This window comes from Methylobacterium durans, assembly GCF_003173715.1.
In the GTDB taxonomy this organism is placed as follows: Bacteria; Pseudomonadota; Alphaproteobacteria; order Rhizobiales; family Beijerinckiaceae; genus Methylobacterium; species Methylobacterium durans.
On sequence record NZ_CP029550.1, the window covers coordinates 5,203,520 to 5,220,313 of the forward strand.

Genomic DNA, 16,794 nt, shown 5'->3' on the forward strand with positions numbered 1-16,794 from the left:
GCATGCTGGCCGTCGAGGACGTCGATCTCCATTACGGCGCGGCGAAGGCGCTGCGCGGCGTCTCCCTCAAAGCGGAGGTCGGGCAGGTGACCTGCGTGCTCGGCCGCAACGGCGTCGGCAAGACCTCGCTGATGCGCGCCATCGTCGGCCAGCAGCCGATCTCGAAGGGGCGGATCCGGCTCGGCGAGAGGGACATCTCGGGGCTCGCCCCCTACGACCGGGCGCGGGCGGGCGTCGCCTTCGTGCCGCAGGGCCGGGAGATCTTCCCGCTCCTGACCGTGAAGGAGAACCTCGAGACTGGCTTCGCCCCCTGCCGCCGGGCGGACCGCTACGTGCCGGGGGAGATCTACGACCTGTTCCCGGTGCTGAAGGACATGCTGCACCGGCGCGGCGGCGACCTCTCGGGCGGGCAGCAGCAGCAGCTCGCCATCGGACGCGCCCTGGTGACCCGCCCGCGCCTCCTCGTCCTCGACGAGCCGACCGAGGGCATCCAGCCCTCGATCATCAAGGATATCGGCCGAGCGATCACGTTTCTGCGCTCCAAAAGCGAGATCGCGATCATCCTGGTCGAGCAGTATTTCGAGTGGGCCCGCGACCTCTGCGACACCTACGCGGTGATGGACCGGGGCCAAGTGGTGGAGGCCGGACCCCGCGCCACCATGGTCGAGGCGGACGTGAGGAAGTGGCTGTCGGTGTGAGGCGCACCGCGCCGGCCCCCGCCTCTCCCATCCCGGAATCCTTGAGTCGGTGCCAGCCGACCGGGTGAGGGACGATCCGCGCCCGGCGGCCCGGGATCGGGGCTGCCACGCCGTGGCGTCCGCCCTAGATGCGGTGGCCCGCGGTCCGGCGACCGCTCCAGCCCGCCCTGCGCATGGATACCACGCCTCCCCCGCCGCCGCGGCTGCGCCTGATGAGCTACAACATCCGGCATTGCCGGGGGCTCGACGGCGCGGTCTCGCCCGCCCGCATCGCGGAGGTGATCGCGGCCTGCGAGCCGGACGTCGTCGCGCTCCAGGAGGTCGATGTCGGCCGCCGCCGCACCGGCGGGCTCGACCAGGCCGAGGAGATCGCCCGGCTTCTCGACATGCGCCATCATTTCCACCCCGCCCTGCAGGTCCTGGAGGAGCGCTACGGCGACGCCATCCTGACGACGCGGCCGGCGAGCCTCGTCAAGGCGGGCGCGCTGCCCGGCCTCGCCCGGCGGCCGGGCCTGGAGCCGCGGGGGCCCTGTGGGTCGAGGTCGCAGTGGGGGGCGGGCGTCTGCAGATCCTCAACACGCATCTCGGCCTGTCCGGGCGCGAGCGGGTGGCCCAGGTCGAGGCGCTGCTCGGACCCGACTGGCTCGGCGGGCGTCTCGCGCGCGCGCCCTTCGTGCTGGTGGGCGACCTCAACGCCACGCCCCTGTCGCGGGCCTACCGGCGGCTCGCCGCCCGGCTCACCGACGCGCGCCGTCTCGCGGGGCGCCGCGCGCGCGGCGCGACCTTCCCGAGCCGCTGCCCGCTGCTGCGCCTCGACCACGTCTTCGTCAGCGCCGGCGTCACGGCCGAGCGCGTCGGCGTGGTGCGGGGCGCGCTGCCCCGCCTCGCCTCGGACCACCTGCCGCTGCTCGCCGAACTCAGCCTCGCGCCGGCGCCCGCGCCGGCCGAGATCGGCGCGCGGGCGGCGATGGTCTAGCCGTTCCGGCCGGAGGGCGCGACGGGCTCCCTCTCCCGTGCGGGAGAGGGTCGGGGTGAGGGGTGCGACGTCTCCGAAAGGACCGGATCCCTCACCCGGCCCGCCCGCGGCGGGCTCGACCTTTCCCGAACGGGCGCGGCGAGGCTCAGCGCGCGCCGGCGCCGCCAGGGGCGCCAGAGGTCGTCCGTCCCGGCGGGATCGCCGAGGTGCCACGCCTCCACGAGCCGGGCGAGCGGGCCGCGCCGCGAGGCGACGACCGCGCAGAGGCGCGCGCGCGAGACCAGGGCGGCATCGTCGAGGACGGCCCGCACCGAGCCGCGCTGCCGCAGCGCCGCCTCGAACACGCCCCGCTCGCAGCCGGCATGGTGGGCGATGAGGCCGTCGCGCACGCGCGCGATCGCCGCCCGCCGGAGGTCGTGGGGCGCGCCGGGCAGCGCCTCGACGGCGAGGTCGCACTCCGTGTCGAGCCCGAGCGAGCGGTTGTTGAGGTTGGTCGAGCCGACCCGCAGCAGCCGGTCGTCGAAGACCGCGACCTTGGAATGGACGAGGATCGGCCCGCCCGCGGGCGTGCGCGGGGCGAGCACCCGGAGCCGCCGGTGCGGATCGGCCCCGCGCAGCCGCGCGATCAGGCCGCGGCGGGCGCCGTCCATGGTGAGCCGGTCGAACCCGTTCGGGCTCCGCTCGGTCAGCACCACGACGATCTCGGGACCCTCCGGCTCCGCGAGGCGGCGGGCGAGCGCCTCCGCGATCACGGGCGCGGTGAAATACTGGTTCTCCAGGTAGATGATGCGGCGCGCGGACCGGATGCCCGCGAGATACAGCGCCTCGTTCTCGCGGATGGCGGCCCGGCCGGCCCGCGCCGGCTCGGTGCGGGCGATGCCGACCTCGACGTCGCGCAGGAGCGGCGTCACGGTGTCGGGCCACGGATCCGCGAAGCCCTCGGGCCCGGCCTCGGGGGGCGCGAGCCGCTCGCCGGTCGCGTCGAGCCAGCGGCGGCGGGCGAGGTCGCCGAGGGCGGACGCCGCGGCTCCGTCCACCGCCATCATCACGTCGTGGCGCGGCGGGTAGGTGTCGCCGGAGGGCAGGCGGCGGCGCGGGTCGCGGTCGCGGTGGGCCTGCGTGTCCCAGCGGTTCACCTCGAAATCACCGCCGCCGCAGAAGGCGACCCGGTCGTCCACCACCAGGATCTTTTGGTGCTGGCAGGCGCCGTAGGGGAGGGTGCCATCGATCCGGAAGTCGATCCGCGGGCCGAGCGCCGCCCGCACGGAATCCGGCGTGTGGTCGTTGCCCGCCGAGATCGGCCAGGGCATGTCCCAGATCAGCAGGCGGATCGCGAGGTCCGGCCGCTGCGCCTTCAGGCGGCGCAGGAGGTCGGCCATGCTCTCCCGCTCGGCCTCGCCGACGGGATCGAGGCGCACGCGCGGATCGAAGCTCCAGCCGATCAGGAGGATCGAGCGGCGCGCCTGCAGCAGCGCGCGGCGGGCCGCGGCGAAATAGGCCGCGCCGTCGTGAAGGAGGGCAATGCGGGAGGCCGGCTCCCGGCGCCAGCAGGTCTGCCCGGGACGCAGCCAAGCCGCGTCCGCCGGGTCATGGCTCGACAGATCTCTCATGCGCCCGCGCCGGCTCTCCGCATCCTCAGTTTGGCTCGCACGCGCCGCCGGGTCAGGCCGACGGCCGCGAAGGTCGCAACGAGGCCGAGGCCGAGAGAGATCCAATGCTCCGGCGCATCCCCGCCCGCGGCGCGGCCGATCACACCGAGATAGACGCACACGACCGTGCCGGGCAGCATGCCGAGAAGGGTCGAGACGAGGAAGGCGCCCGCGCGCACGTCGGTGATGCCGAGAACGTAGTTCTGGGCATTGAAGGGCACGAAGGGGCTGAGCCGCATCAGCGTGAGCAATTGCCAGCCGCCCTCGCCGACCGCCTCGACGGTGGCTTTCATGGCCGGCCGCCGCGCGATCAGGGCACGGACCCGGTCCTGGAGGAGGGTGCGGCCGGCCACGAAGGCGAGCACCGAGCCGACCGTCGCGGCGGCGAGCACGATCGGCAGCGACCACCAGCCGAAGGCGACGCCGGCCGCGATGGTGAGCGGCGTGCAGGGGATGACGAGGAGCGTGGCGACGACGAAGAGCCCGGCGAAGGCGATCGGTCCGTAGGGACCGAGGTCCCGCGCCCAGTCCTTGAAGGCCGCGAGCCAGGCATCGACCGGGAGGAGGTACCAGGCCGCCAGGGCGGCCGCGATGGCGAGGCCCGTCACGAGCCAGTACCGGGTTTCGTCGCCCGTCACGCAGTTTCCTCCTCGCGGCGCTGCCGCATCGCCGCGAAGCCCCTCGGCCCCGCGCAGGCCCGTCGAGACGGGGCTCGCTCCCGTCCGGGGATCGGCGCTCGGGCCGGTCCGGCCCCGCCCGACAGGTGGAAGCCTAGGGCGCCGCCCCCCGTCGCACAGCCCGCGGGCGCGCATGCGCGTCCCGCGTCGCCCGGGGCGTCTTCCGCGAAACCGGATCGACGCGGTTAACGTACGGTCTGCACGAGGCGGCATTTTCCATACGTGATCGCAACGGATATCCTATAAGTATGCAATATCCATACGATCAGACTCAGGGTTGCGCACGACCGTGGCTGAAATCGATCACGGCGGGGCGGCGGCAGGAACCCAGCGGGGCGGCAGGATGATCTGGTTGCGGGCGGGCGAGCCTTCGGGCTCGATGATGGCGGAGCATGCGGAGCAGAACCTGTCCGAGTTGCGCCTGCCGGTCCAGGCCGAGCTGTCGCTGCGCCAGCTCGCGGGCGCGCTCGGGGTGGCGACGGCCCTGACCCTGCCGGAAGCGAGCGAGCGGCCCCTCGAGGACGGGGAGGGCGCGAACTTCTCCGAGGCCGCGAACCTCCTCCAGGCCTTCCTGGCGATCGACGATCCCGACGAGCGCGCGCGCTGCCTCGCCTTCGTGCAGGCGGCAGCGAGCCGCGCGGTCGCGCGCCAGTAGTCACCGGACAGGGGCGCCCGGGACTCCACCGGAAATCTCGCCTCGGGCGTTCCCGGATCGTCCGGTCCTACGGCCGGACGAGGCAGACCGGCTGCGGCACCCCGCGCTCCGGCAGGGGCAGCCGCTCGGCGCCCCGCGAGGCGCCCGAGAACACGCCGGCGAGGCGCTTCGACACGAAATCGATGAAGCGCCGCGTCTTGGCCGGCAGGAGCCGGGACGTCGTCACGATGTAGATCGAGGTCGGCGGCAGGCGCCAGTCCGGCAGGATCCGGTCGAGGCGCCCGCTGTCGAGGTCGCGCGCCACGTTGACGAGGTTCGAGGCGGCGATGCCCCGTCCCGTCACGGCGAGACGCCGCGCGAGGCTGAGGTTGTTGCAGGAGATCCGGCCCGAGACGGGCGCCGAGACGATCTCGTCGCCGCGGGTGAATTGCCAGGTGTCGCTCGCGCCGGGCACCGACAGGACCACGTCGTGCTCGGCGAGATCCTGTGGATGCTTCGGGCGGCCCCGCGCCCGCAGGTAGGCGGGGGAGGCGAACAGGGCGCTCTCGACCTCCACCACCCGGCGCACGATGAGCGAGCTCTGCCGGGGTTCCTCCATCGCGATCGCGAGGTCGTAATCCTCGCGCACGAGGTCAACCTGCGAGGAACGCAGGTCGAGATGGACGTGGATGTGCTCGTGGTCCTCCGAGAAGGCGCAGACGATGTCCGAGAGGTGCCGCAGGACCCAGAAATCCGGCGGCGCGGCCACCTTGAGGAAGCCGGTCGGCCCCTTCGCCTGGGCGATCATGTCGTCGAAGGTGCGCTGGGCCTCCTCGACGATGCGCGTGGCCTGGGCGAGATACGCCTCGCCGTAGGGCGTGAGCGCGAGCTTGCGGGTGGTCCGGTCGAGGAGGCGCAGGCCCACGGCCGTCTCGAACTGGGTGATGCGCCGCGAGACCGAGGAGATCGGCATGTCGAGCGCCGCCGCCGCCTGGCTGAAACTCTTGCGTTTCGCCACCTCAACGAACAGGGCCATATCGCGCAGGACTTGAGGCTGCGGCATGTCCTCTGGCTCTCCTCCGCCCCGGGAATACCGTGGTGAGGTTTCACACCGCACCATCGACACAACCCTAGATAGACGACCTGCCGTTCAGGTCAAGATATTTTGCAACAGAGCTCGCCGTGGAAAGGTGTTTTTCAGGGGAATATCCTTAATCTGACCATCAAATCATCTGCGTTAGATTTTACGTAAAATTTGATATGCTATTTCTATAGCTTGGTAGACCACGGCATTACGCCGATGCGCGAGCGCGGGCCGCCCTCTCACCGGAAGCCGGCCCACCGCGCCGCTTCGACGTCCCGCGACGGGGCGCTCCGACCGCTACCAGCTGTTGCGAAGCCTCTCGGGCATCGGCTCGGCGCAGCGCCCGGCGGCCTTCGGCGGCGCCTGGAGCGTGGCGACCAGCCAGGCCGCCAGGAGTCCGGAGACGCTGCCGCCGAAGGGGGCGGCGGCGAGGGCGACCACCGCCCCGTTCTCCCAGAGCAGGGCCGTGGTGAGGGGGCCGCCGACGAGCGCTGCCATCATGATCGCGAACATGAGCAACCTCCCTGTGACTGCGTGCCCTTTCGGACATAACCCGCGGACACAGGCGAGACAGACGAGTTTTCGGAAAAACACTTTCCTGAAATCACCGGCGCCGGGTCCGTGACGGACGGCGACTTCGGTCCGCAAGCAACGCCCCCGCCTCGTCGAACGTCCAACGAGATCAAGTCTTCGTCGTGGTCTCGCGGCATGGCCGGGACGAACCGGCGCGCCCAGGCACCCATCTGCGCCCGCAGCCCTCGGCGCCGGTCGGACGCGCACGGGCCGCAGATAGATTTTTCCAGGGCTGAACCGGATTAATCGCCGCACAGACGAGTGTCAGGACAGTCAATTTGTCGCAACCCAGGGCCGTCTGCCGCATCATCAAGAAAATACGAAATACTAAGACTGAGTCAAATCGGAATTTTGCTGTCGTGGAAAACTGCTTTTCGCAATCATTCCTTTCCATCATTTCATTGTGAGCCAGATTTCGGTCAGCACGCGGGCGGCTTGTTCTGCCTGACATGGATGCCGCACCGAGATGCCGGCCCGCCCGCAGATGCGCCCGCAGCGCGAGTTCACCCGAGCTCCCGCCTCAGTCATCAGCGTCGGTACGGAGCGTCGGTCCACTCATGGCTACCAATCAGACCTTCGACGGGTTCGTCGGCACCACGGGCAACCCGGTCACGATCGGCGGCTACATCTACGCCCTGAGGACGAATGGCGGCGCCACCGTGGGGACGCTCGCGGTCGAGAGCGAGGCCGGCGACGCGATCCTGGACCTCTCCACCCAGTCGACCGGCTACCTCTCGATCTCGCAGGCTTCCGGAACAGCCTTCGCGCTGAACGCCCTGACGCTGGACCGGGACATCTCCCTCCTCGGCACGACCGTGTTCGTGGGCTACCGCAACGGCGTCGAGGTCGCCTCGGCGAGCTTCATCAACATCGTCGGCATCGGCGACCAGCGCATCATCCTCGGTTCCGACTTCGCCAACGTCACCGAGGTGCGCGTGTATTCCCGCAACCTCGCCAACGTGAACATCGGCGTCGGCTTCGGGATCGACGACGTGTTGACGACGGACACGACGCCGCCGGCGGCCCCGACCCTGAGCGCGGGCCTCGCGGCGACGGCCGACAACACCCCGACGCTGACCGGAACGGCCGAGATCGGCTCGACGGTGACGATCCGCAGCGGCACCACCGTGCTCGGCACGGCGACGGCGGGGGCGAACGGCACCTTCTCCTTCACGCCCACGACCGCGCTGCCCGACGGCACCTACAGCCTGACCGCGACGGCGACGGACGCGAGCGGCAATCCCAGCGCGGCCTCGGCCGCGATCAGCCTGCGGATCGACGCGACCGCACCGGCGGCGCCCGTCTTCACCGCCGGCGGCGGGCTGACGAACGACAACACGCCGACCGTCACGGGCACGGCCGAGGCCGGCGCCACCGTCACCGTACTCAACGGCACCGCCGTGGTCGGCACCACCGTCGCCAACGCCTCGGGCATCTGGAGCCTGACGAGCGGCACCCTCGGCGACGGGAGCTACAGCCTCCGGGCGACGGCCCGCGACAGCCTCGGCAACACCAGCGCCGCCTCGAACCCGCTGCCGATCACCATCGACACGGCCGCCCCCGGCGCCCCGACCGTCACCGCGCCGGCCCTGACCAACAGCGCGACGCCGGTCGTGACCGGCACGGCCGAGGCCGGCGCCACCGTCACCCTCTACAACGGCGTCACGGCGATCGGCTCCGGGGTGGCGGGGGCGAACGGCACCTACGCGATCACGCCGACGACGGCGTTGCCGGCCGGCAACGTCAGCCTGACGGCGACCGCGACCGACCCGGCGGGCAACGTGAGCGGCCGCTCGACGGCGGCTACCGTGACCGTCGACCTCACGGCTCCCACCGCCCCGACGCTGAGCGCCGGCACCGCCGCCACCGCCGACAACACCCCGACGCTGACCGGCACCGCCGAGGCCGGCGCCACCGTCACCATCCTCAGCAACGGCGCGGTGCTCGGCACCGCGGTCGCGGGCGCCAACGGCGCCTTCTCGTTCACGCCGACGAATCCGCTCGCGGATGGCAGCTACGACCTCACGGCGACAGCGCGGGATGCGGCCGGCAATCTCGGCCCGGCCTCCGCGGCAATCACCCTGCAGATCGACGCCACCGCCCCCGGCGCGCCGGCCTTCCTCTCCGGCGGCGGCCTGACCAACGATTCGACCCCGACGCTGACCGGCACGGCGGAAGCCGGCGCCACCGTCACCATCCTGAGGGGCGCCACCGTGCTCGGAACCGCGGTCGCCGGCACGAACGGCGTCTTCACCTTCACCCCCGCAACACCCCTGCCCGAGGGCGCCTACAGCCTCACGGCGGTGGCCCGCGACGCCCTCGGCAACGCCTCGCCGGCCTCGGCGCCGCTGCCCCTGCAGCTCGACCTCACGGCGCCCGGCGCGCCGGTGATCACGCCCCTGCCGCCGACGAACGACAGCACGCCCACCATCACCGGAACGGCGGATGCCGGCGCCGTGGTCACGATCTCGAGCGGCGGCACGATCCTCGGCTCGACGACGGCCGGCCTGAACGGCGCCTTCTCGTTCACGCCCGCCACCGCGCTGCCGGACGGCACGGCGAGCCTCACCGCGACGGCGCGCGACGCGGCCGGCAACCTGTCCGGCCCCTCCGCCGCGGTGAGCGTCACGATCGACACGATCGCGCCGACCACGCCGGCGATCGATCCGATCGCGCCGACGAACGACACGACACCCACCATCACCGGCACGGCCGAGGCCAACGCCACCGTCACCATCCTGAGCGGCACGACCGTGCTCGGAACCGTGACCGCCGATGCCGGCGGGACCTTCTCGTTCACGCCGACGACGCCGCTCACCGACGGCGCCCGGCCCCTCACCGCCACGGCGCGGGATGCCGCCGGAAACCTCTCGGGCACCTCGCCGGCGGTGACGCTGACGATCGACACCGCCGCGCCGGCCGCGCCGGCCCTCGCCTCGATCCCGCTCACCAACGACAACACGCCGACTCTGACCGGAACCGCCGAGCCCGGCGCGACGGTGACCATTCTCAACGGCACCCTTGTCCTCGGCACCGCCGTGGCGGACGGCACCGGCGCCTTCTCCTTCACCCCGACGACGCCGCTGCCGGACGGCACGACGAGCCTCACCGCCACCGCACGGGATGCCGCCGGCAACCTCTCGGGCGCCTCGATCGCCGCGACCGTCACGGTCGACACGGGCGCGCCGACCGCGCCGGTGATCGACGCGCTCGGGCCGACGAACGACACGACGCCCACCATCACCGGAACGGCCGAGGCCGGCGCCACGGTGACCCTCCTCAACGGCACCGCTGTCCTCGGCACCGCCGTGGCGGACGCCACCGGAGCCTTCTCCTTCACGCCGGCGACGCCGCTCGCCGCCGGCACGGCGAGCCTCACGGCGACGGCGCGCGACCCCGCCGGCAACCTCTCGCCGGCCTCCGCCGCGGTGAGCGTAACGATCGACACGATCGCGCCGACCGCGCCGGCGATCGACGCGCTCGGGCCGACGAACGACACCACGCCCACCATCACCGGAACGGCGGAAGCCGGCGCCACGATCGCCATCCTGAGCGGCACGACGGTGCTCGGAACCGTGACCGCCGCGCCGGACGGCACCTTCTCCTTCACGCCGGCGACGCCGCTCGCCAGCGGCACGACGAGCCTCACCGCGACCGCCACGGACGCGGCCGGGAATCTCTCGGCCACCTCGCCGGCCGTGACGCTCACGATCGATACGGGCGCCCCCAACGCGCCGGTGATCGTCCCGCTCGCACCCACGAACGACACCACGCCCACCATCACCGGCACGGCCGAGGCCGGAGCCGCCATCACGATCAGCAGCGACGGCACGATCCTCGGCACCGTCATCGCCGACGGGACCGGCACCTTCACGTTCACCCCGAGCGTGCCGCTGCCGGAGGCGACGACCCAACTCACTGCGACCGCGCGGGATGCCGCCGGCAACCTCTCGGGGACCTCCGCCCCGGTGCCGCTGACCATCGACACCACCGCGCCGACCGCGCCGACCATCGCCGCGATCCCCCGGGCAACGACGCCACGCCGACCATCACCGGCACGGCGGAGGCCGGCGCCTCCGTCACCGTGACGAGCGGCGCCCTCGTGCTCGGCACCGTCACGGCCGACGCCACCGGCACCTTCACGTTCACGCCGAGCGTGCCGCTGCCGAACGGCACTTCCAACCTCGTGGCGACGGCGCGGGACGCGGCCGGCAACCTCTCGCCGGCCTCCGATCCCGTCAGCGTGGCCATCGACACCCGCGTCCCTGGTGCACCGACCGTCAATTACCTGCCGCCGACGAACGACCCGACGCCGATCATCAGCGGCAATGCCGCGGCGGGCGACACGGTCGTGATCAGCCTCGACGGCGTGGAGATCGGCCGCACCGTGGCCGGGGCGGGCGGCGCCTTCGCCATCGAGGTGACGCCGATCCCGGAGGGTTCGCGCACCCTCAGCATCGTCGCGACGAGCCCGACCGGGACGCCCTCGCCGGCGGCGACGCTCGCCGTGCTCGTCGACCTCACCCCCCGGCCGCTCCGGATCTCGCCGCCTTCGCCGGACCGACGAACGACGCCACGCCCGTGATCCGCGGCACGGCCGAGGCCGGCGCCACGGTCACGGTCAGCGCCGGGACGCTCGTCCTCGGCACCGCCGTCGCCGACGCGAGCGGGACCTTCACCCTCACGGCGGGCACGCCCCTGCCCGACGGGGCGACCAGCCTGACGGCGACCGCCCGCGACGTCGCGGGCAACGTCTCCCTCGTCTCGGACGCGATCACCGTGGAGGTCGACACCCTGGCGCCCGCCGCGCCGTCGATCGCCCCGCTCGCGCCGACGAACGACACCACGCCGACCATCAGCGGCACGGCGGATCCGGGCACGACCGTCACGGTCTCGGCCGGCACCACCGTGCTCGGGACCGCGGTGGCGAATGCGGACGGCACCTACACGGTCACGCCGAGCACGCCGCTTCCGAACGGCGACACCGCAATCACCGCGACCGCGCGGGACGCGGCCGGCAACGTCTCGCTCGCCTCCGGGCCGGTGACGGTCACCGTCGACACCGTCGCGCCGACGAGTCCCATCATCACCACCGCGCCCGGCGCGGTCGCGGACAGCACGCCGACTATCACCGGCACGGCGGAGGCGGGCGCGATCGTCACCATCAGCGACGGCGACACCGTCCTCGGCACCGTCACGGCCGCGAATGACGGGACCTTCACCTTCACGCCGACGCAACCGCTGCCGGAAGGGCCGGCCGAGCTCATCGCCACGGCCTGGGACGCGGCCGGCAACGTCTCGCTCCCCTCCGCCACGGTCACCCTCTCCATCGACACGACGGCGCCGGGAGCGCCCGTCATCACCACGGCGGCCGGTCCGACGACCGACAGCACGCCGACCATCAGCGGCACGGCGGAAGCCGGCGCCCTCGTCACGATCAGCAACAACGGCACGGTGCTGGGCACCACCACCGCCGACGGCACGGGCAATTTCAGCTTCATCCCCGGCGCCGCACTCGGGGACGGCAGCTACAGCTTCACCGCCACGGCACGGGACGCGGTCGGCAACACCGGGCCGGCCTCCGCCGCCGTCACCCTGGTGATCGACACCGGCGCTCCGCTCGCACCGAGCCTCGCGGCGACGGGCCCGACGAGCGACAGCACGCCCACCATCACCGGCACCGCCGAGCCCGGCACCCTCGTCACGATCAGCAACGGCGGCGTCGTGATCGGCACCGCCACCGCCGATGCGGGCGGCAACTTCAGCTTCACGCCCGGGACCGCCCTCGGCGATGGCAGCTACAGCCTCACCGCCGCCGCCACCGACGCGGCGGGGCAGACGAGCCCGGATTCCGCGCCCGTCACCCTCGTCATCGACACAGCGGCACCCCTGGCGCCGACGCTGACGAGCCCCGGCGGACCGATTGCGGACACCACGCCCGCCGTCACCGGCACCGGCGAGGCCGGCGCCACCGTGACGCTGTTCGACGGAACCACGATCGTCGGCACCGGCACGGTCGGTCCGGGCGGCACCTTCACGGTGAGCCCAGCCGCGCCGCTGGCTGAGGGCGCGCATACCCTGACGGTCCAGCTCACCGACGCCGCCGGCAATGCCGGCGCGGTCTCCGCCCCCCTCAGCCTCGTCGTCGACACGCTGGCGCCGGGCGTACCCGTGATCACCACGGCGCCGGGCACCACCGGCGACAGCACGCCCACCATCGCCGGCACCGCCGAACCCGGCTCCATGATCACCGTCTCGAACGGTGGCGCCATCCTCGGGACCACCATGACCGACGGGTCGGGGCGCTGGTCCTTCACGCCCGGCAGCGCGCTCGCGGACGGGCCGGCCGCGATCACCGCGACCGCCACGGACGCCGCCGGCAACAGCGGGCCGGCCTCCGCTGCCGTCACCCTCACGGTCGACACCGTCGCGCCGGGCACGCCCACCCTCGCGGCGACCGGCCCGACGAACGACAGCACGCCCACCATCACCGGCACCGCCGAGCCCGGCACCCTCGTCACGATCAGCAACGGCAACGTCGTGATCGGGACGGCGAATGCGGACGGCGCCGGCAACTTCAGCTTCACGCCTGGGACCGCCCTCGGGGACGGCAGCTACAACCTCACCGCCACCGCCACCGACGCCGCCGGTAATGCCGGCGCGCCCTCGGCGCCCGTCACCCTCGTCATCGACACAGCGGCACCCCTGGCGCCGACGCTGACGAGCCCCGGCGGACCGATTGCGGACACCACGCCCGCCGTCACCGGCACCGGCGAGGCCGGCGCCACCGTGACGCTGTTCGACGGCACCACCATCGTCGGCACCGGCACGGTCGGCCCGGGCGGCACCTTCACGGTGAGCCCAACCAATCCGCTGGCTGAGGGCGCGCATACCCTGACGGTCCAGCTCACCGACGCCGCCGGCAATGTCGGCGCACCCTCGAGCCCGCTCAACGTCGTCGTCGACACCACCGTCGACGCGGGGACGCCCGTCGCCCTCGCGGTGGACGCGACCGCCGACGGCATCCTGAACGCCGCCGAGGCCGCGGCTACCGGCTTCACCGTGACCGGGCTCGACGCGGGCACGAGCGGCACCGCGATCTTCACGGACGGCACCCGCACGGTCAGCGTCGCGGTCGCCGGGGACGGCACCTTCAGCGCCGACCTGTCGGGCCTCGGCGGAACCGTCACGTCGAGCCTCGTCCTCGCGGACACGGCCGGCAACGGCGCCACGATCGCCGGCCCCACCCTGACCCTCGACACCCTGGCGCCGGCCGGCAGCGCCGCCGCGGATGCCTCCGGCGGGCCGGCCGCCACGAGCTTCACCGTCACGGTGACGTTCCCCGAATCGGTCACCGGCCTCGGCGCGGAGGATTTCGTGCTCTCCGGCACGGGCGATTCCGCGGGCACGATCAGCGGCGTGGCGGGATCGGGGGGAAGCTACGTCGTCACGGTCTCGAACGTGACGGGCAGCGGCACGCTGACCCTCGGCCTCGCGCCGGGTTCCGACGTCGCGGATGCGGCGGGCAACCTCGCGAGCCTCGCGCCGGCCTCGCGGGCCGTCGACATCCCGGTGCCCGGCGCGCCGCCGGCGACTGTCATCACCGGCTTCAGCCAGGATTCCGGCCTGATCGGCGATGGGGTGACGAACGACGCCACCCCGATCCTCACCGGCACCGGCATCCCGGACGGCACCGTCACGGTGAGCTTCACCGAGGCCGGCACCCCCCGCACGCTGACGGCGGCCATCGACCCGCAGGGCAACTGGAGCCTCGCCCTGCCGAGCCTCGCGGACGGCAGCTACAGCTTCACCGCCAGCGCGACGGGGCCCGACGGGGAGGCGGGCCGCGCCTCGGCGCCGCTCGCCCTCACCATCGACACCACGGCCGACGCCGCACCGACGGTCGGCCTCGTCGTGGCCGAGCCGGAGAGCGGCGTGCTCACCCCGGCGGAGGCGGCCGCAACCGCCTTCACGGTGAGCGGGCTCGACGCGGGCTCGACAGCGACGGTCACCTTCACGGACGGCATCCGGAGCGTCGACGCCGCGGCGCAGGCCAACGGCACCTACATCGTGGACCTGTCGAGCTTCAGCGGCACGGTGACCTCCTCGATCGTCATCACGGACGTGGCCGGCAACCGGGCGACCGGCACCGGCAACGCCGTCGACGTCGATCAGGGCGGGGCGCAGCCCTCCGACCTCGTGACCCCGCTGATCAGCGGCATCGACGCCGATACCGGCACGCCGGGTGACGGCATCACCAGCGACGCGAGCCCGAGCGTCACCGGTCTCGGCACGCCGGGCACCACGGTGGTGATCCGCTACACGGACGCCACCGGCCCGCACGACCTGACCGGCGCGGTCGCCTCGGACGGAAGCTGGCGCATCGACCTGCCGACGCTCGCCGACGGCAGCTACGACGTCGTCGCCACGGGCCGCGACGCCTCGGGCAACGTCTCGGCGCCCTCGCAGCCCCTGCGGGTCGTGGTGGACACCGTGGCGGATGCCGGCGCGCCGGTCGCCCTCTCGGTCGAGCCGCCCCCGGGCGGCACGGCGAGCGCCGCGGAGGCCGCCAACACCGCCTTCACCGTGAGCGGCCTCGACCCCGATGCCACCGCGTCGGTGACCTTCACGGACGGCACCAACAGCGTCACCGTGCAGGCGGGCGCCGACGGCCGCTACAATGCGGACCTGTCGGGCCTCAACGGCACCGTCACGTCGAGCCTCGTCTCGACCGACGCGGCCGGCAACACGGCGAATACGGGCGGCCCGTCGATCCTGATCGACAGCGTCGCGCCGGCCGCCCCCGTGGTGGACGGCACGGGCGGAGGGACCACGACCGACGCCTCGCCCGTCCTCTCCGGCTCGGCCGAGCTAGGCAGCACGGTCACGGTCGGCTACGACACGCCGCAGGGTCCGGGCTCGGTGACGGGAACGACGGGCGCGGACGGCCGCTGGAGCGTCGAGGTGCCGCCGCTGCCGGACGGCACCTACACCTTCACGGTCGACGCCACGGATGCCGCGGGCAACCGCGGCGGCAGCGGGACGCCGGTCGTGCTCACGATCGACGCGGTGCCGGACCCCGCCAACACGCCGCCGGTCGCCGTGCTCGACAGCGCGCGGACCGCGACGCACGCCCTGGCAATCACCGGCAACGTGCTCGCCAACGACCGCGACGCCGATGCGGGCGACAGCCTGCGGGTCACCGCCGCGCATTTCTCGGGCGGCGTCGCCGCGGCCGTGGCGGCGGGCGGCAGCGTCGAGCTGGTGGGGAGCTACGGCACCCTCACCCTCGCGGCGGATGGCAGCTACAGCTACCAAGCGATCGGCGCGAACAACCTCACGGTCGGCGCCTCCCCCATCGAGCAGTTCACCTACACGGTGAGCGACGGGCGCGGCGGGTTCGCGGAGGCACAGCTCGAGATCCGGGTCGTCGGGGAGGCGCCCAGGGCCGAGCAGAGCTTCGGCTTCGCCTTCACGGCCGCGAAGGTCGCCCTCGACGGGGAGAGCCTCGTCCTCGTCGGGCCGGACGGCGTGGTGCACGATGTCAGCGGCATCGACACGCTGCGCTTCACGGACGGCACGATCCAGAACAACGACGGCAACCGCGCGGTGGACGACATCTTCTACTACGCGAAGTACCTCGACGTCTGGCGGGCCGGAATGGACGCGGACGACCACTTCGCGACCTTCGGATGGAAGGAGGGCCGCGACCCGAACGCCTACTTCCACACCGCGGAGTACCTCGCCGAGAATCCCGACGTGGCGTCGGCGGGCGTCAACCCGCTCCAGCACTATCTCAGCTACGGCGAGCGCGAGGGCCGCAGCCCGAGCGAGGATTTCAGCGCGGAATCCTACTTCTTCATCAACCCGGACGTGCAGAGGGCGGGTGTGAACGCCCTCGCCCACTACCTCACCTTCGGCCAGGACGAGGGGCGCAGCGTGTTCGCCGGGGAGGGGGCCGGGCCGTGACCGGCGATTTCGACGCCGGCTACTACCTCGCTCAGAACCCGGACGTCGCCGCGGCGACGCCCGCCGGCCGGGACGCCAGCAGCTGGGCGCTGCAGCACTACCTGAACCACGGCGCCGGCGAGGGGCGCGACCCGAACCCCTACTTCGACACCTCCTACTACCTCGCCCAGAACCCGGACGTGGCGGCCTCGGGGCTCAACCCGATGCTCCATTACCAGGAGTTCGGATGGCGCGAGGGCCGCAACCCGAGCGCGGCGTTCGACACCAACGCCTATCTGGAGAAGTACCCGGACGTGGCGCAGGCCCATATCGACCCGCTCGAGCACTACCTCCAGTTCGGGGCCCAGGAGGGCCGCATCCTGACCTGACGGAAGGCCTTCCGCGAGGACCCGAGGGTGTGCGGAAGGCGCCGCGCATCCCCCCGCCCCGACCGGGCGGGGGGATGCGCCCGTTTCCCCGCGTCCGCGCAGCGGGCGCGCTGCGCCTCTCCGGTTCGGGAGGTCCCGCGCGGATGCTACCATTCCGGCCGGAACG

General features: G+C 72.9%; 10 protein-coding genes and 1 pseudogene. 7 read left to right on the top strand and 4 right to left on the bottom strand.

From position 1 onward, the window contains the following. Positions 1-2 precede the first annotated feature (2 nt). Both urtE and DK389_RS24010 read left to right on the top strand, forming a co-directional pair. Complete coding sequence (gene urtE / locus DK389_RS24005; RefSeq protein WP_109893369.1) at positions 3-698, top strand: urea ABC transporter ATP-binding subunit UrtE; 696 nt, start codon at positions 3-5, stop codon at positions 696-698. A gap of 212 nt (positions 699-910) precedes the next feature. Then, a pseudogene (locus DK389_RS24010) lies at positions 911-1,674 on the top strand (endonuclease/exonuclease/phosphatase family protein). On the opposite strand, the gene DK389_RS24015 reads toward DK389_RS24010, so the two are convergent. Continuing rightward, positions 1,671-3,284, bottom strand: coding sequence for a phospholipase D-like domain-containing protein (locus tag DK389_RS24015; protein WP_109893372.1), 1,614 nt, complete (start codon positions 3,282-3,284; stop codon positions 1,671-1,673). The pseudogene DK389_RS24010 and the gene DK389_RS24015 overlap by 4 nt on opposite strands. Then, positions 3,281-3,961 carry a TVP38/TMEM64 family protein gene (locus DK389_RS24020; RefSeq protein ID WP_236960318.1) on the bottom strand — a complete coding sequence of 227 codons (681 nt, stop codon included), beginning with the start codon at positions 3,959-3,961 and terminating at the stop codon, positions 3,281-3,283. Before DK389_RS24020 ends, DK389_RS24015 begins: the two co-directional genes overlap by 4 nt. Before the next feature lie 382 nt (positions 3,962-4,343). On the opposite strand from DK389_RS24020, the gene DK389_RS24025 reads away from it, so the two are divergent. After that, on the top strand, positions 4,344-4,655 hold the full coding sequence (locus tag DK389_RS24025; protein WP_109893376.1) for a hypothetical protein: 312 nt from the start codon (positions 4,344-4,346) through the stop codon (positions 4,653-4,655). 67 nt (positions 4,656-4,722) lie between these two features. Here the strand turns inward: DK389_RS24025 and DK389_RS24030 are convergent, their stop codons facing one another. Both DK389_RS24030 and DK389_RS24035 read right to left on the bottom strand, forming a co-directional pair. Next, positions 4,723-5,697: a LysR family transcriptional regulator gene (locus DK389_RS24030; RefSeq protein WP_109893378.1), complete on the bottom strand. Its 975-nt coding sequence runs from the start codon at positions 5,695-5,697 to the stop codon at positions 4,723-4,725. A gap of 318 nt (positions 5,698-6,015) precedes the next feature. After that, positions 6,016-6,231, bottom strand: a complete 216-nt coding sequence (locus DK389_RS24035; RefSeq protein WP_109893380.1) for a hypothetical protein — start codon at positions 6,229-6,231, stop codon at positions 6,016-6,018. A gap of 617 nt (positions 6,232-6,848) precedes the next feature. Here DK389_RS24035 and DK389_RS24040 point away from each other — a divergent pair. The 4 genes from DK389_RS24040 to DK389_RS24060 are packed head-to-tail and all read left to right on the top strand — an operon-like array spanning position 6,849 to position 16,628. Further along, the gene (locus DK389_RS24040; protein WP_162560815.1) at positions 6,849-10,379 is read left to right on the top strand and encodes an Ig-like domain-containing protein; all 3,531 of its coding nucleotides are present in this window, start codon (positions 6,849-6,851) and stop codon (positions 10,377-10,379) included. Continuing rightward, positions 10,340-10,876 carry an Ig-like domain-containing protein gene (locus DK389_RS34530; protein WP_236961037.1) on the top strand — a complete coding sequence of 179 codons (537 nt, stop codon included), beginning with the start codon at positions 10,340-10,342 and terminating at the stop codon, positions 10,874-10,876. Before DK389_RS24040 ends, DK389_RS34530 begins: the two co-directional genes overlap by 40 nt. Continuing rightward, complete coding sequence (locus DK389_RS24055) at positions 10,873-16,260, top strand: Ig-like domain-containing protein (protein ID WP_109893386.1); 5,388 nt, start codon at positions 10,873-10,875, stop codon at positions 16,258-16,260. The genes DK389_RS34530 and DK389_RS24055 overlap by 4 nt, the downstream gene beginning before the upstream one ends. After that, a complete protein-coding gene (locus DK389_RS24060; protein ID WP_109893388.1) occupies positions 16,257-16,628 on the top strand; it encodes a hypothetical protein in 372 nt (123 codons plus the stop codon). Before DK389_RS24055 ends, DK389_RS24060 begins: the two co-directional genes overlap by 4 nt. The last annotated feature ends 166 nt before the right edge of the window (positions 16,629-16,794 follow it).